Origin of the sequence: Methylibium sp. (assembly GCF_965279545.1) — a bacterium.
Classification (GTDB): Bacteria; Pseudomonadota; Gammaproteobacteria; order Burkholderiales; family Burkholderiaceae_C; genus Methylibium.
Window position 1 is genome coordinate 1,959,328 of record NZ_OZ257250.1, and the last position, 22,161, is coordinate 1,981,488.

The 22,161-nt window shown below is 68.9% G+C and carries 18 protein-coding genes; 9 read left to right on the forward strand and 9 right to left on the reverse strand.

The genetic code is table 11. From position 1 onward, the window contains the following. Positions 1–7: 7 nt before the first annotated feature. From ACQY9S_RS09115 to uvrB, 7 genes are all read right to left on the reverse strand, one after another. Positions 8–370 (reverse strand): phenol hydroxylase subunit P4, encoded by a 363-nt coding sequence (locus ACQY9S_RS09115; RefSeq protein WP_428425012.1) that lies wholly within the window; start codon positions 368–370, stop codon positions 8–10. 84 nt (positions 371–454) lie between these two features. Continuing rightward, complete coding sequence (locus ACQY9S_RS09120) at positions 455–2,032, reverse strand: aromatic/alkene/methane monooxygenase hydroxylase/oxygenase subunit alpha (RefSeq protein ID WP_428425014.1); 1,578 nt, start codon at positions 2,030–2,032, stop codon at positions 455–457. A gap of 51 nt (positions 2,033–2,083) precedes the next feature. Further along, on the reverse strand, positions 2,084–2,389 hold the full coding sequence (locus ACQY9S_RS09125; RefSeq protein WP_428425016.1) for an MmoB/DmpM family protein: 306 nt from the start codon (positions 2,387–2,389) through the stop codon (positions 2,084–2,086). A 20-nt stretch (positions 2,390–2,409) separates the two neighbouring features. Beyond that, positions 2,410–3,408 carry an aromatic/alkene monooxygenase hydroxylase subunit beta gene (locus ACQY9S_RS09130; RefSeq protein ID WP_428425018.1) on the reverse strand — a complete coding sequence of 333 codons (999 nt, stop codon included), beginning with the start codon at positions 3,406–3,408 and terminating at the stop codon, positions 2,410–2,412. A gap of 30 nt (positions 3,409–3,438) precedes the next feature. Next, a complete protein-coding gene (locus ACQY9S_RS09135; protein ID WP_428425020.1) occupies positions 3,439–3,726 on the reverse strand; it encodes a phenol hydroxylase subunit in 288 nt (95 codons plus the stop codon). Positions 3,727–4,127: 401 nt separating this feature from the next. Continuing rightward, positions 4,128–5,780 carry a sigma 54-interacting transcriptional regulator gene (locus tag ACQY9S_RS09140; RefSeq protein WP_428425022.1) on the reverse strand — a complete coding sequence of 551 codons (1,653 nt, stop codon included), beginning with the start codon at positions 5,778–5,780 and terminating at the stop codon, positions 4,128–4,130. 97 nt (positions 5,781–5,877) lie between these two features. Further along, positions 5,878–8,001 (reverse strand): excinuclease ABC subunit UvrB, encoded by a 2,124-nt coding sequence (uvrB, locus tag ACQY9S_RS09145; protein WP_428425024.1) that lies wholly within the window; start codon positions 7,999–8,001, stop codon positions 5,878–5,880. 203 nt (positions 8,002–8,204) lie between these two features. Here uvrB and ACQY9S_RS09150 point away from each other — a divergent pair, with 203 nt between their 5' ends. The 4 genes from ACQY9S_RS09150 (at position 8,205) to rsxB (ending at position 13,972) form a co-directional block, all read left to right on the forward strand. Continuing rightward, the gene (locus tag ACQY9S_RS09150; protein WP_428425026.1) at positions 8,205–9,395 is read left to right on the forward strand and encodes an aromatic amino acid transaminase; all 1,191 of its coding nucleotides are present in this window, start codon (positions 8,205–8,207) and stop codon (positions 9,393–9,395) included. A gap of 211 nt (positions 9,396–9,606) precedes the next feature. Then, complete coding sequence (locus tag ACQY9S_RS09155; RefSeq protein WP_428425028.1) at positions 9,607–11,781, forward strand: DUF6600 domain-containing protein; 2,175 nt, start codon at positions 9,607–9,609, stop codon at positions 11,779–11,781. A gap of 266 nt (positions 11,782–12,047) precedes the next feature. Beyond that, the gene (locus tag ACQY9S_RS09160; protein ID WP_428425030.1) at positions 12,048–13,289 is read left to right on the forward strand and encodes a polyhydroxyalkanoate depolymerase; all 1,242 of its coding nucleotides are present in this window, start codon (positions 12,048–12,050) and stop codon (positions 13,287–13,289) included. Next, positions 13,286–13,972, forward strand: a complete 687-nt coding sequence (gene rsxB / locus ACQY9S_RS09165) for an electron transport complex subunit RsxB (protein WP_428425032.1) — start codon at positions 13,286–13,288, stop codon at positions 13,970–13,972. The genes ACQY9S_RS09160 and rsxB overlap by 4 nt, the downstream gene beginning before the upstream one ends. 78 nt (positions 13,973–14,050) lie before the next feature. Here the strand turns inward: rsxB and ACQY9S_RS09170 are convergent, their stop codons facing one another. Continuing rightward, positions 14,051–15,115, reverse strand: coding sequence for a Rieske 2Fe-2S domain-containing protein (locus tag ACQY9S_RS09170; RefSeq protein ID WP_428425034.1), 1,065 nt, complete (start codon positions 15,113–15,115; stop codon positions 14,051–14,053). A 299-nt stretch (positions 15,116–15,414) separates the two neighbouring features. Here ACQY9S_RS09170 and ACQY9S_RS09175 point away from each other — a divergent pair, with 299 nt between their 5' ends. The 5 genes from ACQY9S_RS09175 (at position 15,415) to ACQY9S_RS09195 (ending at position 21,117) form a co-directional block, all read left to right on the forward strand. Then, a complete protein-coding gene (locus ACQY9S_RS09175; RefSeq protein ID WP_428425036.1) occupies positions 15,415–17,145 on the forward strand; it encodes a sigma 54-interacting transcriptional regulator in 1,731 nt (576 codons plus the stop codon). A 136-nt stretch (positions 17,146–17,281) separates the two neighbouring features. Next, positions 17,282–17,920: an endonuclease III gene (gene nth / locus ACQY9S_RS09180; protein WP_428425038.1), complete on the forward strand. Its 639-nt coding sequence runs from the start codon at positions 17,282–17,284 to the stop codon at positions 17,918–17,920. A gap of 697 nt (positions 17,921–18,617) precedes the next feature. Beyond that, positions 18,618–19,514 carry a transglutaminase family protein gene (locus ACQY9S_RS09185; RefSeq protein WP_428425040.1) on the forward strand — a complete coding sequence of 299 codons (897 nt, stop codon included), beginning with the start codon at positions 18,618–18,620 and terminating at the stop codon, positions 19,512–19,514. 236 nt (positions 19,515–19,750) lie between these two features. Further along, positions 19,751–20,215 (forward strand): hypothetical protein, encoded by a 465-nt coding sequence (locus tag ACQY9S_RS09190; RefSeq protein WP_428425042.1) that lies wholly within the window; start codon positions 19,751–19,753, stop codon positions 20,213–20,215. After that, positions 20,212–21,117, forward strand: a complete 906-nt coding sequence (locus ACQY9S_RS09195; protein ID WP_428425670.1) for a DUF2145 domain-containing protein — start codon at positions 20,212–20,214, stop codon at positions 21,115–21,117. The genes ACQY9S_RS09190 and ACQY9S_RS09195 overlap by 4 nt, the downstream gene beginning before the upstream one ends. Before the next feature lie 161 nt (positions 21,118–21,278). On the opposite strand, the gene ACQY9S_RS09200 is transcribed toward ACQY9S_RS09195, so the two are convergent. After that, positions 21,279–22,085 carry a class I SAM-dependent methyltransferase gene (locus tag ACQY9S_RS09200; RefSeq protein WP_428425044.1) on the reverse strand — a complete coding sequence of 269 codons (807 nt, stop codon included), beginning with the start codon at positions 22,083–22,085 and terminating at the stop codon, positions 21,279–21,281. Positions 22,086–22,161: the final 76 nt, after the last annotated feature.

Sequence of the window (22,161 nt, forward strand, 5' to 3'; positions counted from 1 at the left end):
GGCGTGTTCAGGAATGCGATCCGCCGATGCCGGTGAGGCCCGGCGTGCGAAAGCGGATCACCGACTTGTGAACGAGGCCGTTGTCGGCCAGCGACTTCGCCGCGTCCGGCTTGAATGGCCGGCCCGAGTCCTGCCACTCGACCCGGCTCCAGTCGATCTTCGCGAAATCGGGATGGCTGCCGTAGACGCCCGGCAGCACCTCGCCCGGCAGCGCGCCGAACGGCATGTCGGGCGGCAGCGGCAGGCACACCGGCGAGCAGAACAGCAGATGGTCGTCCCAGCCGATGTAGAGCAGGCGCTTGCCGTGGAAGCGGTCTTCGCTGTCGGCGACCGGGCCGCTGTAGCCGGGTTTCAGTGCAACGACGGACATTCTTGTGTCTCCTTCAGACTCGGCTCCGCCGGCGCACCCGGTCGGGCGCGCTGCGGGCTTCGGGGTTTCAGTGCGGACTCGGGCTCAGGCAGCCTTGGGCTCGGACAGGCTCTGGCCGGTCCAGCGTTCCCAGTTCGCCTTGTCCGACGAGGTGTTGAACTCCCCGCCGTCGGCGCCTGGCTGGAAGTGGTAGTACTTCAGCACCTCCTGCAGCGGATCGAACCCCGGCGCCGTCGGGTCGGCGCCTTCGGGGAAGCAATTGCCCTGGTAGATCTGGTGCACCGGCATCCAGGCCTGCACGTACTTCTCGGGCTCGTTCTCGAAGATGTCCTTGCAGCCGTCGGAGCAGAAGTGGTGCTTCATGCCGTGGTAGGTCGTCTCGCGGTAGCAGATCTTGGTCGGGTCGTCCGGCTCGGTGAAGAACATCGGCACCTGGCAGGTCTGGCACAGCATCGGCAGCGTGTTGTTGAACCAGCGTTTGCCCTGCTTCTCCTGCTCGGCCATCCACTCGAAGCGCGGGCGGTAGAGCTTGTCGAAGGTCTTGGGGTACTTCTCCGACAGCCAGGCCATCTCGTCGGGCTTGGGCACCCAGACGTTGAAGGCCGCGGCATGACCGTAGTTGTTGAAGGTGGCCCAGGCCTCGTGGGAGAGGCGGTCCTTCTCCTTGCTCGCCACCTCGTGGTACTTGGGCAGGCGGATGCCGTAGCGCGCCAGGTCCTCGAACAGCGCGCCGCCGTTCTGCTCGAAGTACATCTCCCAGGCCTCGGCCCAGCTCATCACGCGCTTGGGCAGCATGTAGTCCATCATCATCGACACCAGCGTCAGCAGCCGGTAGCCGCGCCAGAACCACTTGTCGATCCACTTCTGCACGATCGGCACGTTGCCCGGGTCCTGCTCGAGCATGAACTTCACGATCTCGAGGCCCAGCGTCATGTGGCGCGATTCGTCGCTCTGCGCCGAGAAGCCGAAGGTCACGGTGGCCATGTCGCCGTTGTAGGCGGCGCCGCTCATGAACGGCATGAACAGCAGGTTGGTCAGCACGTACTCGAAGGAGAACGAGATCGCGGTGAGGAACTCGAACGGCCCGGCGCTCATCGCGTCCTCGAAGTAGGACTTCGGCACCGACAGGTACCAGACGCGGTCGAACATGTGGGCCGAGTCGTGCAGGCCGCTGAAGTACTTGTTGTAGTGGCTGATGGTGTGGAACTGGGTCTGCGCGTGGCGCAGCTCGTCGATCGACTGCATCTGGCAGGCGATGCGCGCACTCACGCCGCGGAAGTTGCGCCCGGCCATCGCGTAGCCGCGGTGCGCGGCGTATTCCAGCGGCGTCACGCCGGTCAGGAACAGCTTGATGGTGTTGAGGTAGCGCGGGTCGACGATGTTGAACTGGCCGTTGTTCTGCTGGAACGCGTCGATGATCGCGTAGAGCTTCTTCTCCTTCTCGCCCTGGAACTTCCAGTAGGCGTCCATCGTCAGGCGAAACGGGTCTTCCCACTTGTCCCAGTCGTGGATCTTGATGCCCTCGAACTGGTCGTAGGGGAACACGTCGTCCATCGCCTGGTAGGTGGTGTCCCAGCCGAGGTCGCGCGTCATCAGGCCGTACTTCTCCTTCAGGCCGAGTCGCTTGGCGGGACGGGTCGGGGTCGTGGTGCTGCTGCTCATGGGTTTGTCTCCGGTGTCGGCGGGCATGGCGGTTTCTTCTCGTGGACAGGCTCAGGGGCGCGCGCCCCACTGCAGCGAGAACTCGTCGTCGGTCTCGTCGATGCCGCCGGACAGAGAGATCAGGTCGAGCTGCAGCTCCTGGGTGTCCCAGCGCCGGCCCAGCTGCTCCTCGACCGATGCGCGTCGGATGACGAGCCGCCCGGGGGCGTCGATCTTCACCATCGCGGGGTACTCGACCACCGAGGCTTCGGGGTTGTCGGCGACGATCGCGGCGACGATGCTGCGCGCGGTGTCGGTGTTCTGCAGCGCGATGAACACCGGCGTGCGGGAGGTATCGATGGCGGCGGGGATGGACATGGGGTTCTCCGTGAAGCGAATCAGGACTGGATGCCGAGACGGGCGGCTCGCGCGTCCAGGCCGCTGCACACCGCGCCGAGCGCAGCCGCGCCGTCGGCACCGAGTGCCCGCGCGGCCAGGGGCTCCAGGGCGCGCACCATCTCGTCGCGCCAGGTGCGGTACCACTGGCCGACCCGCTCGGCATTGGCCGGCGACTCCTCCACGGCCGTCTTCACCGTGCCGTCCACCCAGCGCCCGGTCTCTTCGAACCAGTCGCTCATGAACTCGGTCAGCATGCCCACGGCGTTGCCGCTGCGGGGGCTCACCGCGCCAACGTAGTCGCGGTAGATCAGCGGGTACAGCAGGCCGTCGAAGACCAGGTTCTGCGCGACGAAGAGCTCGAACCAGTCCTTCGTGACAAACAGGTTCTCCATCAGGCGCCGCACCCCTTGCCAGGCCGGATCGGTCAGCCACGCCTGCTTGCCGGCACCGAGCGCCGCGCCCTGGTTGCCGTCGAGCAGCAGGCCCAGACGAGAGAGGTACTGCGCGACGCCGAGCCGGTCCATCGCGGCGAACTCGCAGGCCTGCGTCACCGCGGTGCCATAGCCGTAGGCACAGCAGTAGACGTTGTTCATGTTCGCGCCCCACTCGTAGTGGCGCAGCGGCACCAGCACGTTCTGCAGCGAATCGAGCATCGACTCGTCGAGCGTGCTCAGCAGGTTGCGCTTCTCGACAAACTCGAACTGCTTGTCGGTGCCCTCCTGCTGCTTGGCGCGCGTGATCGTGTAGGTGCCGTAGTAGAAGTGGCGCGGGTCCTTGAAGCGGTACCAGTCGGCCATCACGATCGCGGTGCGGCGCTGGTCATAGAGCGCGAACTCCGGCTGCCACAGCGGGCGGTAGTGGAAGTTCGTCGTCGGCTGCATGTCCAGCGTCGCTTCCTGGTAGCGCGACGCTGGCTTGTCGGCCCCCAGCCGCCGCGCCACATGCGAGAAGGTCTGCCGGATCGGCCGGATGTCCGAGGTCTTGATCTCGACGTGCACTGCGTTGTCTCCTGTGAGGCTCTCAAACGTTCAATCGGCGATGCCGGGCGCGCCGTAGCGCCACTTCATGCGTTCGTAATCCAGCCGGGCGCAGGCTTCGGCGCCGAGGTGCGTGACCTCGTGGGTGGCGCAGAACTCGCGGAACTGCTCGAACTGCATCACCAGCTCGACCGACAACTCCGGATCCCCGATCGCGAACTCGAACTCGACGAAGCGGTCTTCCAGCGTGCCGGTCACGCGCACGAAGCAGGGCTGACCGGTCAGCCGGGTGGCCGAGCCGGGCATGGCGCGTGGGGCACTGGGGTTGGCAAGCTTCATTTGTTCAATCCACCACTTCGGCCAAGGCGAAGTGCTTTGGTGGACTGATAAGGGCAACGCCTGTGCCAAGCGCGCCAAGTGCTTGATTCGTATGGCATCACGGCCGCAGCGGCGGCAAAGCAAGGGTTGCTCCGGATGCCTGTCTGATCAGTTGCTGCGGCGCAGCTTGATCATTTGGTGAAGTGCTCGCGCCGGGCCCCGCAAAAAAGAAAAGCCGCCGGATCGCCGGAGAGCGACTAGGGCCTGTTAACGCTACCGGGGGGCTCGCGTGACCCAGGAAACGGGCGCCATCAAGGCGCCCAGCGCAGCCGGGGTCGCCCCCCGGCGAGCAGGGGCAACGCGGAGGGCGCCCGTTTCCTGGGATCACCCTTCGGGCCCGTGCCGCGCAGGCAAGCGGCCGCTCAGTCCGCCGGCAGGCCTTCCTTCTTGAGCCGGTAGGCCAGCTGCGGCCGCGTGATGCCGAGCAGGCGCGCGGCCTGCGACAGGTTGCCCTTGGCGCGCTGCATTGCGGTCTGCATCATGCGGCGCTCCAGCGATTCGAGGTCGATGTGGTGCTCGAAGGCCTCGTCGCACAAGCGACCGAGCGCGTCGGGGTTCATCTCGGTCACGCGGCCCTTCGAGTCGACGGCCCCCTCGCCCACCCGCAGCGCCGGTTCGCCGAACAGGTGGCAGGCCTCGATCGAGCCGTTGCACGGCGCCAGCAGCACGGCGCGCTCGATCACGTTCTCCAACTCGCGGATGTTGCCGGGCCAGGGATGGCTCAGCACCTGGCGCATCGCCTTGTCGGTCAGGCCGCGCAGCTTCTTGTTGTAGAGCTCGCCGTACTTCTCGAGGAAGCGCTCGATCAGCGCCGGGATGTCGGTGGTGCGCTCGCGCAGCGGCGGGATGGTGACCGGGAAGGTGTTGAGCCGGTAGAACAGGTCGCTGCGGAACTTGCTGGCCTGCATGGCCTGCTGCAGGTTGACGTTGGTGGCCGCGACGATGCGCACGTCGATCCTGGTGGCGTGCTCGGAGCCGAGCCGCTCGACCTCGGCGGTCTGCAGCGCGCGCAGCAGCTTCACCTGGGCCGCCAGCGGCAGGTCGCCCACCTCGTCGAGGAACAGCGTGCCGCCGCTGGCGCGCTCGAAGCGCCCGGCACGCGCCAGCTGCGCGCCGGTGTAGGCGCCCTTCTCGACGCCGAACAGCTCGGACTCGATCAGCTCGTGCGGGATCGCCGCGCAGTTCACCGCGATGAACGGGCCGCCGGCGCGCGGGCCGTTCTCGTGCAGCCAGCGCGCGAACATCTCCTTGCCCACGCCGGTCTCGCCCAGCAGCAGCACGGTGATCGCGCTGTCGGCCGCGCTGCGCAGCAGCTCGAAAGCGGCGCGAAAGCCCGGCGAGACGCCGATCAGCTTGCGGTCGTACTGGCGCCGCGCCTGCACCGCGCGCAGCTGCTCCAGGCCGATGCTGTAGTCGATCAGCTGCTGGCCGATCACCTGCGGGCGGAAGTAGCCGACGTACTGCTCGTCGTGCCAGGCTTCGGCCGGCTGGCCGATGATGCGGCAACGGCTGTCGCCCTGGCTGCGGCACTCCATCTCCTTGAACACCACCAGCCGGCCCATGAAGGCGCTGGTGTAGCCCGAGGCGTAGCCGATCTGCGTCCAGCAGGCCGGCTCCTCGCCGAAGCCGAAGTCGGCGATGTTGGCTTCGTCCTCCCAGGAGTTGGTCCACAGAAAGTCGCCGAAGAAGTGGCCGGTGGCGAGGTTGATCTCGAGCTCGACCTTCTCGACGCTGACCGCGCCTTCCATGGCGTGCAGCTGCGGCCCGAGCAGGAAGGCCTCCTCGGTGCTGGTGCCGGCGCGGCGCTGCTTGACGGCGAGCTCGCCGTCGTGGCGCCCGGACGCGAAGCCCATGCGCACCAGCAGGCCGCGCGCGCGCTCGACACCGAGCGAGTCGAACAACTCCTTGCGCAGCGCCGCCACGGCCCGGGCGTGCAGCAGCAGCATGCGCTGCTCGTCCAGCCAGATGTGCCCGGACGCCGCGCTGAACCTCAGCAGCGACAGAGGATCGCCCACAACGTGTCTCCTGCGAATGGCACGGCCCAGCCGTGCCGGCGGGGTTCGTGCGTCCCCGTCCTTGCAGCCGATTATGAAAGAGCCACCCGGCCCCGCGTCAGCGGGGAGACCCGCCCTGGCCCGCCACCAGCGGCAGCACGTTGTCGTGGCCGGCGCCGCCGAAGGCCTGCTCGCGCAGCAGGGCGAGCTGGTCTCGCACCCGGGCCGCCTTCTCGAACTCGAGGTTGCGCGCGTGCTCAAGCATCTGCTTCTCGAGGAGCTTGATGCGCTTGCCGAGATCCTTCTCGCTCATCGCCTCGACCTCGGCGGCGGCCTGCGCCGCCTTCAGGTCGTCGCCGCGGCTCTTCTCGGAGTACACGCCGTCGATGAGGTCGCGGATCTCCTTCTTGATGCTGCGCGCCGTGATGCCGTGCTCGGCGTTGAAGGCGATCTGCCGCGCGCGGCGGCGCTCGGTCTCGCCGATGGCGCGCCGCATCGAGTCGGTGATCCGGTCGGCGTAGAGGATCGCCTTGCCGTTGAGGTGGCGGGCCGCGCGGCCGATCGTCTGGATCAGCGAGCGCTCGGAGCGCAGGAAGCCCTCCTTGTCGGCGTCGAGGATGGCCACCAGCGACACCTCCGGGATGTCCAGCCCCTCGCGCAGCAGGTTGATGCCGACCAGCACATCGAAGCTGCCCAGCCGCAGGTCGCGCAGGATCTCGACGCGCTCGACGGTGTCGACGTCGGAGTGCAGGTAGCGCACCTTCACGCCGTTGTCCGCGAGGTAGTCGGTCAGTTGCTCGGCCATGCGCTTGGTCAGCGTGGTGATCAGCACCCGCTCGTTCACGTCGACGCGGTTGCGGATCTCCTGCAGCACGTCGTCGACCTGGCTGGTGGCCGGCCTCACCTCGACCTGCGGGTCGACCAGGCCGGTGGGCCGCACCAGCTGCTCGACCACCTTGCCGGCGTGCTCCTGCTCGTAGGCGGCCGGCGTGGCCGAGACGAACACCACCTGGCGCATCTTGGTCTCGAACTCCTCGAACTTCAGCGGCCGGTTGTCCAGCGCGCTCGGCAGGCGAAAGCCGTACTCGACCAGCGTGGTCTTGCGCGCGCGGTCGCCGTTGTACATGCCGCCGAACTGGCCGATCAGCACATGCGACTCGTCCAGGAACATCAGCGCGTCCTTCGCCAGGTAGTCCACCAGCGTCGACGGCGGATCGCCCGGCGCCGCGCCCGACAGGTGGCGCGTGTAGTTCTCGATGCCCTTGCAGTGGCCGATCTCCTGCAGCATCTCGAGGTCGAAGCGGGTGCGCTGCTCGATGCGCTGCGCCTCCACCAGCTTGCCCGCGGCCACGAACTCGGCGAGCCGGTTGCGCAGCTCTTCCTTGATGCCTTCGATCGCGCTCAGCACCTGCTCGCGCGGCGTCACGTAGTGGCTCGACGGGTAGACCACGAAGCGTGGCACCTTCTGGCGGATCTGGCCGGTGAGCGGATCGAACAGCGACAGCGCCTCGATCTCGTCGTCGAACAGCTCGATGCGGATCGCCAGCTCCGAGTGCTCGGCCGGGAAGATGTCGACCGTGTCGCCGCGCACGCGGAAGCTGCCGCGCGCGAAGTCGGTCTCGTTGCGCTTGTACTGCATGCGGATCAGCTGCGCGATCAGGTCGCGCTGGCCGAGCTTGCCGCCAACGCGCACGATCAGCCGCATCTGCGTGTAGTCCTCGGGCTTGCCGATGCCGTAGATCGCCGACACCGAGGCCACGATCACCACGTCGCGCCGCTCCAGCAGGCTCTTGGTGGCCGACAGGCGCATCTGCTCGATGTGCTCGTTGATCGCGCTGTCCTTCTCGATGAACAGGTCGCGCTGCGGCACGTAGGCCTCGGGCTGGTAGTAGTCGTAGTAGCTGACGAAGTACTCGACCGCGTTCTTCGGGAAGAAGTCGCGGAACTCGCTGTAGAGCTGCGCCGCCAGCGTCTTGTTCGGCGCGAACACGATCGCCGGGCGGCCGAGCCGCGCGATCACGTTGGCCATCGTGAAGGTCTTGCCCGAGCCGGTGACGCCGAGCAGGGTCTGGAACACCTCGCCGTCGTTGATGCCCTCGACCAGCTGCGCGATCGCGCTCGGCTGGTCGCCGGCCGGTGGATAGGGCTGGAACAGCTGGAAGGGCGAGTCCGGGAAGGAAACGAACTCGCCCGCGGGCAGGGTGGCGGTCGCGTCGGGCGCGGCTTCGGCGAGGTCAGGCATCGTGGGCCTCTTGATCGGATGGCGGTATTGCGGGAGCGGCGGTTCGCCCGGCTCGTGACCGGGGCAATCCGCCAGCCTACCGCAAGACGCGATGGCGCGAGGCCGGTCGGGCGGCGTGCGCGCCGGGCGCCTAAAATCGCGGCTGGCTCCACCCCCGTCCCTGGCGTCGGGCCCGTGTCTTCCCACTCTCCGCTGGAACTCCCATGTCTTTGTTTGCATCCGTCGAGCTCGCTCCGCGCGATCCGATCCTCGGCCTGAACGAGCAGTTCAATGCCGACCCGAACCCGGCCAAGGTCAACCTCGGTGTCGGCGTCTACACCGACGAGAACGGCAAGCTGCCGCTGCTGAAATGCGTCGCCGCGGCCGAGCACCAGATGCTCGAGGCGCCGAAGGCGCGCGGCTACCTGCCGATCGACGGCATCGCCGCCTACGACAAGGCCGTGCAGGGCCTGGTGTTCGGTGACGCCGCCGCGGCCAGCGGCCGCATCGCCACGGTGCAGGGCCTGGGCGGCACCGGCGGCCTGAAGGTCGGTGCCGATTTCCTGAAGCGCCTGAACCCGAACGCGCAGGTGCTGATCAGCGACCCGAGCTGGGAGAACCACCGGGCGCTGTTCGCCAACGCCGGCTTCACGGTCGGCAGCTACCCGTATTACGACGCGGCGAAGCGCGGCATCGCCATCGACGGACTGCTCGGCGCGCTGAACGGCGCCGCCGCCGGCACGATCGTCGTGCTGCATGCCTGCTGCCACAACCCGACCGGCTACGACCTCGCCCCCGCGCAGTGGGAGCAGGTGATCGCCGCGGTGAAGGCTCGTGGCCTGGTGCCCTTCCTCGACATGGCCTACCAGGGCTTCGGCTCGGGGCTGGCCGAAGACGGCGCGGTGGTGCAGCAGTTCCTGGCCTCGGGCCTGGACTTCTTCGTCGCCACCAGCTTCAGCAAGAGCTTCTCGCTGTACGGCGAGCGCGTCGGCGCGCTGAGCGTGGTGTGCGCGAGCAAGGAGGAAGCCTCGCGCGTGCTGAGCCAGCTGAAGATCGTGATCCGCACCAACTACTCCAACCCTCCGACGCACGGCGCCTCGGTCGTGGCCACGGTGCTCACCACCCCCGCGCTGCGCACCCTGTGGGAAGAAGAGCTCGCCGGCATGCGCCAGCGCATCAAGGCGATGCGCGTCGCGCTGGTCGACAAGCTGCAGGCCGCCGGCGTCAAGGGCGACCTGAGCTACATCACCACGCAGCAGGGCATGTTCAGCTACTCGGGCCTGAACGCGGCGCAGATGCAGCGGCTGCGCAGCGAGTTCGGCATCTACGGCATCGATTCGGGTCGCATCTGCGTCGCGGCACTGAATCACCACAATCTCGAAGCGGTGGCCAAGGCGATCGCCGCCGTGATCTGACGCTTTCGGCATCTCGGCCCCGAAAGCCGCGGCCTGCCGCGGCTTTTTCATGTGCGGCGTCTGTGCAAGGTCTCCCGCAGGCCGCGGTAGCCGGCATGCACCCCGCAAGCTCATTTGCAATTCTTTTCAAGACGGTGCGCGCAACCGATGCACCGATCGGCGGTCTCACGCGTTATAGGTCCAGATGCCGCTCCGCGGTCCGAGGTCACCGATGCCCATGAAGTCCCTAGTCACCGCCAGCCGCAGCGCACTCGTGGCCCTGTGCGTGAGCCTGTTGTTCGGAGCTGCCGCCCGCGCCGAACCGGAGCCGGCCGATCCGCCCGCGCGCGTGGGCAGCGTCAGCGCGCTGCGCGGGTCGGTCGACAGCTCGCCGGAATCGGGCGCGGCATGGGAGGCGGCCAAGCTCAACCAGCCGGTCACCAGCCAGACCTCGCTGTGGGCCCCGCCCGGCAGCCAGGCCGAGGTGCGCATCGGCAGCACCTCGGTGCGCCTCGACGGCAACACGCAGGCGGTGTTCTCTCAGGTCGACGACCACGGCATCGCGCTCGACGTGGCCCAAGGCACCGTGCGCGTCCGGGTGCGCAGCCTGCCCACCGGCGACAGCTTCAGCCTGTCGGCCGACGGCGTGCGCGCCGAAGCCCAGGCCCCCGGCGACTACCGCGTCAGCTACGACCCCGACCACCGCGCCTACACCGTGCGCGCGCTCGCCGGCCGGCTGCGCGTCGTGACGCCGAGCAACAGCTTCAACCTCGAGGCCGGACAGGAAAGCCTGGTCGAGAACGGCGGCAGCGAACTGCAGCTGCGCGCGATGGGTCAGCGCGACGACTTCGATGCCTGGGCCGAGGCGCGCGACCGCGACCAGGACCGCCTGGCCTCGGCCCGCTATGTCTCACCGGAGACCACCGGGATCGAGGCGCTCGACGAGCACGGCTACTGGACCAACGCGCCGGACTATGGCGCGGTCTGGTACCCGCGCGGCGTGCCCTACGGCTGGGCGCCCTACCGCTATGGCCACTGGGGCTACGTGCGCCCCTGGGGCTGGACCTGGATCGACGACGCGCCCTGGGGTTTCGCACCCTTCCACTACGGCCGCTGGGCGCTGATCGGTGGCGCCTGGGGCTGGGTGCCCGGACCGATCGTGCTGCGCCCGGTGTACGCGCCGGCACTGGTCGGCTACGTCGGTGCGCGCTCGGGCAACGTGAGCGTCAGCATCGGCTTCGGCAGCGGCGCTCCGGTCGGCTGGTTCCCGCTCGGGCCGCGCGAGCGGTACTACCCGCCCTACCGCTATTCGCCGCGCTATGTGCAGCAGATCAACGTCATCAACGTGACCCATGTCGTCAACCCGCCGCCGCACCCGAACTACGACCGCCGCGCGACGCGCCCCGAGCCCGTCGAGCGGCCTTCGTACCGCTACGCGCAGCGCCCGGACGCGGTCACGATGGTCAGCGAAGATCACTTCCGCAACGCGCGACCGATCGGCCGTGAGCACATGGACCTGACGCCGCAACAAGCGGCCCAGCTGCAGCCGGTCGCGGCGAGCATCGCACCGGCAGCCCGGGCCGGCGGCACGGCCCCTGGGGCAACCACGCGGCCGGGCACGGTACCGAACGGTCTGCCGGCGGCCCTGCTGCCGACGCCAAGCCGCGGCCTGCGTCCACAGGATGCGGCGCGGTCGCCGGCCGACAGCACGCGCGGCGGCGGCCCGCCGCTGGCCAATGCACCGTCCACGGGCGAGCGACGCCCGGCGTCAGAGCGCGACCGTCGCGATGGCGGCCGCGAGCCGATTGCACCCGCCGTGCCGGGATCGCCCCGCGAGGCGGCACCGCCCGCGGGCCCGGCAGCGAACGCCGGCCGGTCACCGGGCGTCCCGGTCGCTCCGGTCGCCCCGCAGCCACGTCCGACGATCGTCCCGGCCGAGCGCGGTGTCGTGCCGGTGGCGCCGACCACGCCCGAGCCGCGCCGCGCCGAACGGCCACGCCAGATCCAGCGCGAGCCTGGCCCGCCGGACGCGGTGCGCCCCGAACCGGGCGACCGCCAGCCGCACACCGAGCCCGGCGACGCGGGCCGCAACCAGCGCGGTTCGCGGTCCCTGCCGCCCGAGCAGCCGGTGCGCGCAGCGCCTGCCGCACCAGCGCCCGCGCCCGCGCCGCAGTTCGCCCTGCCGCAGGCCGCGCCATCCCCGCAGGTGATACCGCGGCCGGTGCCGGTGCCGCAGGTCATGCCTTCGCCGCAGGTCATGCCGCGCCCAGTGGCGGTCCCGAACCCGCCACCCCGGGTGCAGCAGCCGCGCGGGCGCGAACCGGGTGGCGAGCGCGGGGGCAACGGCGACCGGCGCGCGGACCAGGGCGACGGCCCGCAGCGCGGCGGGGGTCAGCGAGAGCGCTGAAGGACCCATGCGCCCCTCCACAGGCGTGCGGCGACCCCCGAGGGGGGTTCAACCGCCGCGAACGCTGCTCGTGCACCAAATGAAACCCGGTTCTGTCACGCTTTGGTGCACCGGAGCCCACTGGGCCGCGGGTCTCCCTGCATGCACCTATCAGGCGCTTCTCCCCTACACTGTTGCAGCGCACCAACGGTGCACGTTCGCGGCCCGCCAGACGGCGACTGCTCGGTGGCACCCGCGGGCTGATCGATCCGCCTTCGGGGAATTGCATGCTTTACCAGCTCTATGAAGCCCAACGCTCGCTGCTCAGCCCGTTCTCCGAGTTCGCCAGCGCCTCGTCCAAGCTCTACACCCACCCGCTGTCGCCGTTCGCGCAGGGGCCCGGCGCGCAACGCCTGTCGGCCGGCTTCGACCTGATCCACCGGCTGACGAAGGAGTACGAGAAGCCCCAGTTCGGCATCACGAGCATCAAGGTCGACGACATCGACGTGGTCGTGCAGCAGAACGTGGCGATCGACAAGCCGTTCTGCAAGCTGCTGCGCTTCAAGCGCTACACCGACGACGCGAAGCTGCTGACCCGCATGCGCGACCAGCCCAGCGTGCTGGTCGTCGCGCCGCTGTCGGGCCACCACTCCACGCTGCTGCGCGACACCGTGCGCACGCTGCTGTCGGACCACAAGGTCTACATCACCGACTGGGTCGACGCGCGCATGGTGCCGACCGAGGCCGGACCGTTCCACCTCGACGACTACGTGCACTACGTGCAGGAGTTCATCCGCCACATCGGCCCGAACGTCAACGTCATCTCGGTGTGCCAGCCGACGGTGCCGGTGCTCGCCGCCGTCTCGCTGCTGGCCAGTGCCGGCGAGAAGACGCCGCGCACGATGGTCATGATGGGCGGACCGATCGACGCGCGCAAATCGCCGACCGCGGTGAACAACCTGGCGATGAACAAGAGCATCGAGTGGTTCGAGCACAACGTGATCTACCGCGTGCCGCCCAACTATCCGGGCGCCGGGCGCCTGGTCTACCCGGGCTTCCTGCAGCACAGCGGCTTCGTTGCGATGAATCCGGACCGCCACCTGACGGCCCACTACGACTACTTCCTCGACCTGGTGCGCGGCGACGATGACGGCGCCGATGCCCACCGCGAGTTCTACGACGAGTACAACGCCGTGCTCGACATGCCGGCCGACTACTACCTCGACACCATCCGCACCGTGTTCCAGGAGTTCGCGCTGGTGAATGGAACGTGGCACGTCTCGGGCGAGCTCGTGAAGCCGCAGGACATCAAGACCACTGCGCTGCTCACGGTGGAAGGCGAGCTCGACGACATCTCCGGCTCCGGCCAGACCGCCGCCGCGGTGGACCTGTGCACCGGCATCCCCAAGTCGCGCAAGCGCCACTACGAGCTCAAGGGCGCCGGCCACTACGGCATCTTCGCCGGCCGCCGCTGGCGCGAGTTTGCCTACCCCGAGATCCGCGACTTCATCGCGAAGCACCACAAGTGACCTCGCTCCAGCGCCCCGCCAACGCGCCCGACGCGCGGCAGGTGGCGCTGGCCGATGCGATCGACGCCGCGCTGCCGCAGACGCAGTGCACCCGCTGCGGCGAGCCCGATTGCCGGCACTATGCCGAGGCGATTGCCGCCGGCCGCGCCGAGATCAACCAGTGCCCGCCCGGCGGCGCCGAGGGCATCACCCGACTCGCGGCGCTGACCGGCCATCCCGTGTTGCCGCTGAACCCCGTGAATGGCCCTGAAGGCCCGCGCCGGCTGGCCGTGATCGACGAGGCCTGGTGCATCGGCTGCACGCTGTGCATCAAGGCCTGCCCGGTCGACTGCATCGTCGGCGCGGCCAAGCAGATGCACACCGTGATCGAGTCGCAGTGCACCGGCTGCGAGCTGTGCATCCCGGTGTGCCCGGTCGACTGCATCTCGCTCGAGGACGCCACGCAGACCACCGGCTGGGCAGCGTGGTCTCCGGCCGAGGCGGCTGCGGCCCGCGAGCGCTACGCCGCGCGCGGCCTGCGCCGTGCCCGCGCCCAGCGCGAACACGACGAGCGCCTGGCCGCCAAGGCGACGCACAAGCTCGCCCATCTCGAGGCCGAGACCCGGCCCGGCGACGCCGAAGAGATGGCGCGCAAGCGGGCGGTCATCGAGGCGGCGATGGCCAGAGCGCGAAGTCGGCGCTGAGCGCAAGGACGACAGCAACCCGGCGCGTCGCCAGGACCGCTGCGAGGCCCCGGCCGCAGCACTCGCGTGCTGCGTCGCTCAGGCGGGCTTGCCTTCCTGCTCGATCAGCCGCTTGAGCATGCGCCGCACCTTCACCGGCGCGGCGTCGTTGCTCATCAGCACCGGGTCGAGGCTGAAGAAGTCGGTGGTGCCCATCTCGTCGTGCACCGCCTCGATGATCGGGCCGTCCTCGGTCTCGAAGGCCGCGTGCATCGCCTGGATCTTCATCGCGTTGTAGTTGGCGTCCTCGACGACGTGGTTGCGCCGCGTCGCGAAGTAGTAGTGCGTGGTGTTCGCCGTCTCGGGCGTGCAGGTGTGCAGGTCGTACTGGCCCACGCAGCCTTCGAGGTCCAGTGCATGGCCGTTCTGCGTGGCCCCCACCGACAGCTGGATGTTCGCCGGCGGCGTCCAGGTGATGTCGAAGAAGTGGCGCGCCTCGGCCGCCGGCTCGGGCAGGAAGTTCGCGAAGATCAGCATCGCCGGCGTCTGCTGCCACTCCCAGCGCGCCGACAGGGTGTCGAGGCCTTCGCGCATCTGCGGCACCAGCGGCGAGAGCTTGCCGCGCGTGGTGATGATCTCGCCGTGCACGTGGTCGATGTGGCTCAGGTCCATCACGTTGTCGATGATGAGCTCGTAGTGCGCCTTCATGTGCATGTAGGTGTACGCCACCGCGTTCGGATGTCCGTTGTCGAGCACGTCGAAGTTGGGCAAGCGCTCCGGATCCGCGGCCTCCTCGCCCATCCATATCCAGAGGAAGCCATGGCGCTCCTCGAGCGGGTAGCCGTGCACCCGGGCGGCCCTGGGGATCTGGCCGTTGCCGTGCGGGTTGTGGGTGCACCGGCCCTCGCAGTCGAAGCGCAGCGCGTGGTACAGGCAGGACACCTCGTCGCCGATGCGCCGGCCCAGGTGCAGCGGCGCGAAGCGGTGCGGGCAGCGGTCGTGCAGCGCCACCGGCGTGCCGTCCTGCTTGCGGTAGATCAGCACCGAGGTGTCGAGGATCCTGCGGTGGAACAGCGCCTCGGGGCCCACCTCGGTCGACAGCGCCGCCACGTACCACGCGTTCATCAGGTACCGCCGCTTCTTCAGTTCAATCTTCTGTTCCATGTCTCTTTCCTTGTGTCATTGGGAACCCTGAGGGGAAAAAAGGAAGCGCGGCTCATCGCTGCGCTTGTCTCAGTGGTCGGCCCGGCACTTGCGGCCGGTTCACGGAGCACGGAATTGCAAGCGCGGTGCCATGCGAGCGCGTGATCGCAAGCGATTGATTCGATTGCTATTTTTCAAAAACAGAGTGAAAACCCGGGGTGTTCTGCGACCCTCGTAGATTCATCATTTGAAGAAGCTCGCAAAGGCCTATTTCGGCTTTTCAAAAACAAGCCGGCCACCGACCGGACCGAGGAGACCCCATGCCCCAGCCGACCCGCGCGGCCCCGTCCCGGACGGTCGCCGAAGGATCGAACGACCGCGCGCTCACCGAGCACCTGCGCTTCTCACCCGACGCGGGCCACATCGTGCTGTTCGACCAGCGCATGCTGCTGATGCATGCGTCGTCGTTCGCCGAATTGCGTCGCGAGTTGATCGAGCAGCTGGGCACCGGCAAGGCACGCGAGCTATTCACCCGGCTGGGCTACCAGCAGGGCTTCGAGGACGGCCAGCGCGTGCGCACGCTGGGCCGCACCGACCGCGACGAGATGCTGGCGCTGGGTCCGCGCCTGCGCGAGATCGAGGGCTTCGTGCGCAATCAGCCGATCGACGCGATGCACTTCGACGGCGAGCACGGCGAGTTCTGGGGCGACTACTACTGGACCGCTTCATGGGAAGCCGAGGCCCACCTCAAGCATTGCGGCGTGTTCGGCGAGCCGGCCTGCTGGATGATGGTGGGCTACGCCAGCGGCTACTGCACCGCGGTGCTCGGCGTCCCCATCCTGTGGCGCGAGATCGAATGCGTGGCGATGGGCCACGAGCGCTGCCGCGTCGTCGGCCGACCGCTGTCGAGCTGGGACGACCTGACCGAGCACGAGACCAACTTCCTCAAGATCGAAGCCTTCGTGCGCACCCCGTCGAAGCCGCGGCGCGGCAGCGCGGGCACCCCTGCGGCGTCGGCGCAGACCGCGTCGGAGTTCGACGACTTCGTCGGCACCTCGGCCGGCTTCAACGCGGTGGCGAACCTGGTCCGCCGCGTCGGCGTGACCGACTCGACCGTGCTGTTCCGCGGCGAGAGCGGCGTCGGCAAGGAGCGCTTCGCGCGCGCGCTGCATTCGGTCAGCCGGCGCCGCGAGCAGCCGATGGTGTCGGTCAACTGCGCCGCCATTCCGCCCGACCTGGTGGAGGCCGAGCTGTTCGGCGTCGAGAAAGGCGCTTTCACCGGCGCCGACCATTCGCGGCCCGGTCGCTTCGAGCGTGCCCACGGCGGCACGCTGTTCCTCGACGAGATCAGCAGCCTGCCGCTGCCCGCGCAGGGCAAGCTGCTGCGCGTGCTGCAGGAGCGCGAGATCGAGCGCGTGGGCGACGTGCGCGTGCGCAAGGTCGACGTGCGGCTGGTCGCCGCCTCCAACCGCGATCTGCGCGGCGAGGTGGAGGCCGGCCGCTTCCGCGAAGACCTGTTCTACCGGCTCAACGTGTTCCCGATCCTGATCCCGCCGCTGCGCGAGCGCCTCGAGGACATTCCGCTGCTGGTCGCGCTGTTCCTGGAGCGCTGCAACCGGCGCTGCGGCAAGCGCGTGGGCGGCCTGACGACGCGCGCCTACGACGCGCTATGGGACTACCACTGGCCCGGCAACGTGCGCGAGCTGGAGAACATGGTCGAGCGCGCGGTGATCCTGGCCGACGATGACGGCACGATCGACGTGCAGCACCTGTTCTCCGGCGGCGAGCAGCTCAAGCTGCGTTCGCTGAGCGTCGGCGCGCACGGCGAGTTGGTGCAGCGTGCGGCGGTCGGTGGCGGCGCCGAAACGAGCGAACAGTGCAAGCGGCTCGCCGATGACCTGCTGGCCCGGCTGCCCTCGTTCGAGCAGATCGAGACCCTGCTGTTCGAGCGCGCGATGGAACGCAGCGACGGCAACGTCTCGGCCGCGGCGCGGCTGCTGCGCCTGCGGCGCGGACAGGTCGAGTACCGGCTCAAGAAGCGCGAAGCATGAAGCCCCCGGCTGCGGCGTACCGCAGCCACCCCCCGCGGGGGTCTCGGCCGGCTTGGGGCGGCCCGGCGCTCGGCCGAGTCGTGCAGCCCCCGGCCGCGTGCCCCGCGACCACCTTGCCCTGCCAGAATCCGCGCCCATGAAGCCCGCCGACATCGAAACCTTCTTCGCGACCCTGAAGGCCGCCAACCCGCAGCCGGCGAGCGAACTGGTCTACAGCTCGGTGTTCGAACTGCTGGCCGCGGTGCTGCTGTCGGCCCAGGCCACCGACGTGAGCGTGAACAAGGCGACGCGCCGGTTGTTCGCGGTGGCGCCATCGCCGCAGAAGATGCTGGCACTGGGGCTCGACGGGCTCATCGAGCACATCAAGACCATCGGCCTGTTCCGCAGCAAGGCCAAACATTTGCTGGAGACCTGCCGGCTGCTGATCGAGCGCCACGGCGGCCAGGTGCCGCGCTCGCGCGAGGCGCTGGAGGCCCTGCCCGGCGTCGGCCGCAAGACCGCCAACGTGGTGCTGAACGTTGCCTTCGGCGAGCCGACGCTGGCGGTCGATACCCACATCTTCCGCGTCGGCAACCGCACCGGCCTGGCACCGGGCAAGACGCCGCTGGAGGTGGAGCTCAAGCTGCTCGAACGCGTGCCCGCCGCCTACCTGGAAGATGCGCACCACTGGCTGATCCTGCATGGCCGCTACGTCTGCCAGGCGCGCAAGCCGCGCTGCTGGGAGTGTGCGGTGGCGGCAGTGTGCGACTTCAGGCCGAAGACGACGATGCCGTAATACGGCATCGTATTCAAGCGCATCAGATTGAAGCCTGGGCCAGGGTTCGTTGCGGTGTTCGGTGTCTTTGTCCGGAACGCTGCCTGTCCAGTGTCAGCGCGGGCGCTGCGCCGGGTCGCTGTGTTGCGTTCATGTCCCCCGGGCCGGGCTGGCGCCCGGCCCTCCTCCTTTACTTCACTCCACACAGCAACCCGTCCCAGCGCTGCCACCACCGCTGCCTGCCTGGGTTTGACGGCCTGCGCAGGCGGCAACGGTGAGTGCTGGCGAGGGCGCCGGGTGAGCGGCGCAGCGAAGTAGAGGAGGAGGGGTCGGCCCCCGGGCCGACCCGGGGGAGTGAAGCCGCGCGAGAGGCGCCGGAAGGCGCCTCTCGGCTGCTGAACGCCCGGCCGCGATACAAGCGGCTGGGCATGAGCGGAGCCGCTCGCCCGGCGGCCTCGCCAGCAGCGCGCGGTACCTGCAGGCGGCCTAGCCAGTCAACGCTTCGAACGTCGGCAACCTCACACGCACGCGAATGGCTGCAATGAGCCGGAGGACACCGGCTGATTTGACAAGCTCGAAGGCGAGTCGGCATGAGGTCTGCCGCATCGCACGCCCTGCGTCGCGCAGGACCGCCATACTCGAGCCTCACCAGCTGCCAGGCAAGCCGGTTGAAGTGCACCGCTCATGGCGCTGCGCCTTCACGACCGGTCGATGCGCCATGTTCATTCGCTACCGGATCACGCACACCACCCGCTACCGCTACAAGTCGCCGGTGACCTTCGGGGAGCACCGCGTCATGTTCCGGCCGCGCGACAGCCATGACCTGCGCGTGCTGACGACCGATCTGCAAGTCAGTCCGCAGGCCGTGGTGCGGATGATCCAGGACCCTCACTCCAACTCGGTGGCACTGGTGCAGCCCATCGAGCCGGCCACGGAACTGCAGATCGTGTGTGCATTCGCCATCGAGCACGCGCAGACCCACAACCTGGAGCTTCCACTCGCCCCGAGTGCGACGGTCTACCCGTTCGCCTACAGCGTGGAGGAGCGGTTCGACCTCGAGCACTACATGCGCCCTCTCTACGACGATCCGGCAGGCGAACTGACGCACTGGGCCCGCCAGTTCCTTCGCACCGATGGACCGACCGGCACCCGCGACCTGCTGGTGCGGATGAACCAGCAGATCCGCGACGGATTCACCTATGTGGCGCGCGACGAGGAAGGGATACAGCCGCCGGTGGAAACCCTCAAGCTGCGCGGCGGCAGCTGTCGCGACTTCGCCTTGCTGATGATGGAGGCGGTGCGACGCCTGGGCATCGCCACGCGCTTCGTTTCCGGCTACCTCTACGACCCCGCCCTCGACCGGGTCGGCAGCGATCCGGCCGCCGGTCCGACCGTCGGCGCGGGAACGACGCACGCCTGGCTGCAGGCCTACCTCCCGGGCGCCGGCTGGGTGCCCTTCGATCCCACCAACAACCTGCTCGGCGGCAGCCAGCACATACGCGTGGGCGTGGCGCGCGACCCGCGGCAGGCAGCCCCGGTCACCGGTGTCTGGTATGGCGAGCCCGACGCCTACCTCGACATGACGGCAGTGGTGCAGGTGCGTCGCATCAAGTGAGCATTCGGACAGCCCGGCCAAGGCGAATGCCGACGACATCCACTGCACGCCGGAAGCCGGACTGGTGGGCCTGGAAGCCGTCGTCGTGAAGGCCCCTGCCGACAAGGCCCATCAGGCCATCGAGGTCCGCGCGACGCTGCGTCTGGTGCGCCCACCTGACGAGGCGGGCCGGTGCAGGCGGCGCCCGCGCTATCCTCGCTCGCGCAACTTCGCCCTCATATCGTCCGGAGCCTCCGATGACCCTCACCCCGACGCGCCTCGCCTGCATCACGCTGCTGTGCATCGCCACGGCCACGCCCTGCAGGGCGGAAAGCTTCGCCTCGTCCGCATCGAGCGCCGGCTCTGCCTCGTCGGGCAGCGTGTCCGACTCGATCCATGGTTCGAGCAACAGCTCGTCGCGCGACAAGGATGTTGCCGAGGGCGACTACCGCATCATCGAGGTCACCGAAGTGGCCGAGCGCCCCGCGGTGCTGCGACTGAAGATGCAGGCCACCGCGCCCGGCCCCGGCGCCAGCGAATTCTTCCTCGACCTGCCGCGCCAGACGTTGGCACAACACGGCCTGGCGCCCGGCAACATCGTCAGCGCGCGTCACCGCCCCTACGGCCTGGAGTTCGCGCGCGCGCAAACGCGCGAAGCTTTCTTCCTGGTGCTGCGCGACGATTGGCAGCGCGAGTTCGACCCGCACGCCGTGGCACTCTGACCGTGCGCGCGCTGCTGCTGGCCGTCAGCCTCTGCGCGGTCGCGGCCACCAGCCACGCCTCGTCCGGCGCCTCGCGTTTCTGCGACCGCGCGTCGCCGCTGACCGTGCGTCAGCAGGACCACTTGCTGCGCTTCGCCGCGGTCGTCAAGCAGGAACTCGACGACTCCGATCAGGCGGTGGCACTGATCGCCCGCTCGGGCCTGGACCTGAGCCGCTTCGGCGTGCGCTACTCGCATGCCGGCGTGAGCCTGAAGGCGAGCGGCAACGGGCCCTGGTCGGTGCGCCAGCTCTACTACGCCTGCGATGAAGCCCGGCCACGGCTGTACGACCAGGGCGTGGCCGGCTTCCTGTTCGGCGCCGACGACCCGGCGATCGGCTACGTCTCCATCGTGCTGCTGCCCCGCGCCGAAGCGGCCGCGCTGGAGCGCGCGGCACTCGACAAGGCGCTTGCGCTGCACCTGCTGGCCGCGACCTACAGCGCCAACGCCTATCCCTTCAGCCCGCGCTACCAGAACTGCAACCAGTGGGTGATGGAGCTGCTGGCCGCCGCCTGGGGCGCGCTCGACGACACCGACGGTCTGCGCGTGCGCGCGCAAGGCTGGCTGATCGAGCAGGGCTACGCGCCCGCCCCGGTGCAGGTCGGCTCGCAGCTGCTGATGTTCGCCGCGAACTTCATCCCCTGGGTCCACGTCGACGACCATCCGGAAGAGGATCGCTACGCGCTGCAATTTCGCATCAGCATGCCGGCCTCCATGGAGGCCTTCGTGCACCAGCGGGTGCCGGGCGCCGAACGCGTCGAGCTGTGTCACGACGAGCAGCAGGTGGTCATCCGCCACGGCTGGGAGCCGATGACCGGAGCCTGCCGGCCGGGCGCCGGCGACCGCGTGGTCGTGTTCGACTGATAACCGGTTGCGCTCACCCGCATCAAGTCAATCGGCGACCTTCGGCTCCTTGCAGCTGTTCGTGCACGTGGCTTGCCGGCGTTCAAAGTGTCTGCCGGCCGGCCGCGGTGGTGGCAGCGCTGGGGCGGGTCGTTGTGTGGACCATGCGTTTGAATGCCGTATCAGCTGCGTGCCTGCGCTCGCGTCAGGAGGTAGCTCTGGTGCACGACATTGTCGAAGTAGTAGGGCGCGACCAAGGCATCGAACTCGGCCCGAACGGCCTCCAGTCGGCGCGTCTCGCGGGCGAGGCTTTCGACGAGCTTCTGCATGGGTCCGACCGAACGCTCCATGAACAGGCGGTAATGCGCAACGCTGAGGGCGGGGACGGTCATCGTGCCGCGCTCGAAGAAGGCGGCGTCGAAGCGGGCGCCCAGGCGCTCGGTGATGGTGGCGGGAATGCCCCACTGCGGCGGCGGTGAGGCCCCGGGTGGCGGTGGCGGCGAATGCCGTCCCACCAAGGCAAACATGCGGCCGACCAGGTGCTCCGGAGGCCAGGTGGCGAAGGCGATCCGTCCGTTCGGCTTGAGCACGCGACGCATTTCCGCGACCGCCATGTCGGGGCGCGGCGCGAACATGTGTCCGAACTGGCTCAGCACGACGTCGAACGACGCGTCGGCATAGGGCAATTGCTCCGCGTCGCCCTCGGTCCACACGATGTCCTCGCGCTGAACGATGCGAGCGTTCTCGCGCGCCTGCTCGAGCAGGTCGGGCGTGAGATCGAGTGCCGTGACCCGCGCTCCCGCCCGGGCCGCCGTGATGGCCACGACACCGGTGCCCGTGCCCACGTCGAGCACGGACTCGCCGGCACCGATCTCCGCAAACTTCACGAGGTGAGCAGCCACCGGCGTGGTGAACAGGGCCGTCGGCCCGAACGATGCCCACATCTCGCGCTGTCGCGTCTTCAACTCTGCGAACGGATCCTGACTCATGCCGTCTCCTCCGTGTTGCGCGCTGCCTTTCGCAAGCTGATCAACTGTAGTCCCGCAAGCGCAGGAAGCAACCCGG

What these genes read in the sequence shown, in the direction of transcription:
- ACQY9S_RS09115 (WP_428425012.1), bottom strand. Translation starts at nt 370, where the DNA reads ATGTCCGTCGTTGCACTGAAACCCGGCTACAGCGGCCCGGTCGCCGAC.
- ACQY9S_RS09120 (WP_428425014.1), bottom strand. Translation starts at nt 2,032, where the DNA reads ATGAGCAGCAGCACCACGACCCCGACCCGTCCCGCCAAGCGACTCGGC.
- ACQY9S_RS09125 (WP_428425016.1), bottom strand. Translation starts at nt 2,389, where the DNA reads ATGTCCATCCCCGCCGCCATCGATACCTCCCGCACGCCGGTGTTCATC.
- ACQY9S_RS09135 (WP_428425020.1), bottom strand. Translation starts at nt 3,726, where the DNA reads ATGAAGCTTGCCAACCCCAGTGCCCCACGCGCCATGCCCGGCTCGGCC.
- uvrB (WP_428425024.1), bottom strand. Translation starts at nt 8,001, where the DNA reads ATGCCTGACCTCGCCGAAGCCGCGCCCGACGCGACCGCCACCCTGCCC.
- ACQY9S_RS09150 (WP_428425026.1), top strand. Translation starts at nt 8,205, where the DNA reads ATGTCTTTGTTTGCATCCGTCGAGCTCGCTCCGCGCGATCCGATCCTC.
- ACQY9S_RS09155 (WP_428425028.1), top strand. Translation starts at nt 9,607, where the DNA reads ATGCCCATGAAGTCCCTAGTCACCGCCAGCCGCAGCGCACTCGTGGCC.
- ACQY9S_RS09160 (WP_428425030.1), top strand. Translation starts at nt 12,048, where the DNA reads ATGCTTTACCAGCTCTATGAAGCCCAACGCTCGCTGCTCAGCCCGTTC.
- ACQY9S_RS09170 (WP_428425034.1), bottom strand. Translation starts at nt 15,115, where the DNA reads ATGGAACAGAAGATTGAACTGAAGAAGCGGCGGTACCTGATGAACGCG.
- ACQY9S_RS09175 (WP_428425036.1), top strand. Translation starts at nt 15,415, where the DNA reads ATGCCCCAGCCGACCCGCGCGGCCCCGTCCCGGACGGTCGCCGAAGGA.
- nth (WP_428425038.1), top strand. Translation starts at nt 17,282, where the DNA reads ATGAAGCCCGCCGACATCGAAACCTTCTTCGCGACCCTGAAGGCCGCC.
- ACQY9S_RS09185 (WP_428425040.1), top strand. Translation starts at nt 18,618, where the DNA reads ATGTTCATTCGCTACCGGATCACGCACACCACCCGCTACCGCTACAAG.
- ACQY9S_RS09190 (WP_428425042.1), top strand. Translation starts at nt 19,751, where the DNA reads ATGACCCTCACCCCGACGCGCCTCGCCTGCATCACGCTGCTGTGCATC.
- ACQY9S_RS09200 (WP_428425044.1), bottom strand. Translation starts at nt 22,085, where the DNA reads ATGAGTCAGGATCCGTTCGCAGAGTTGAAGACGCGACAGCGCGAGATG.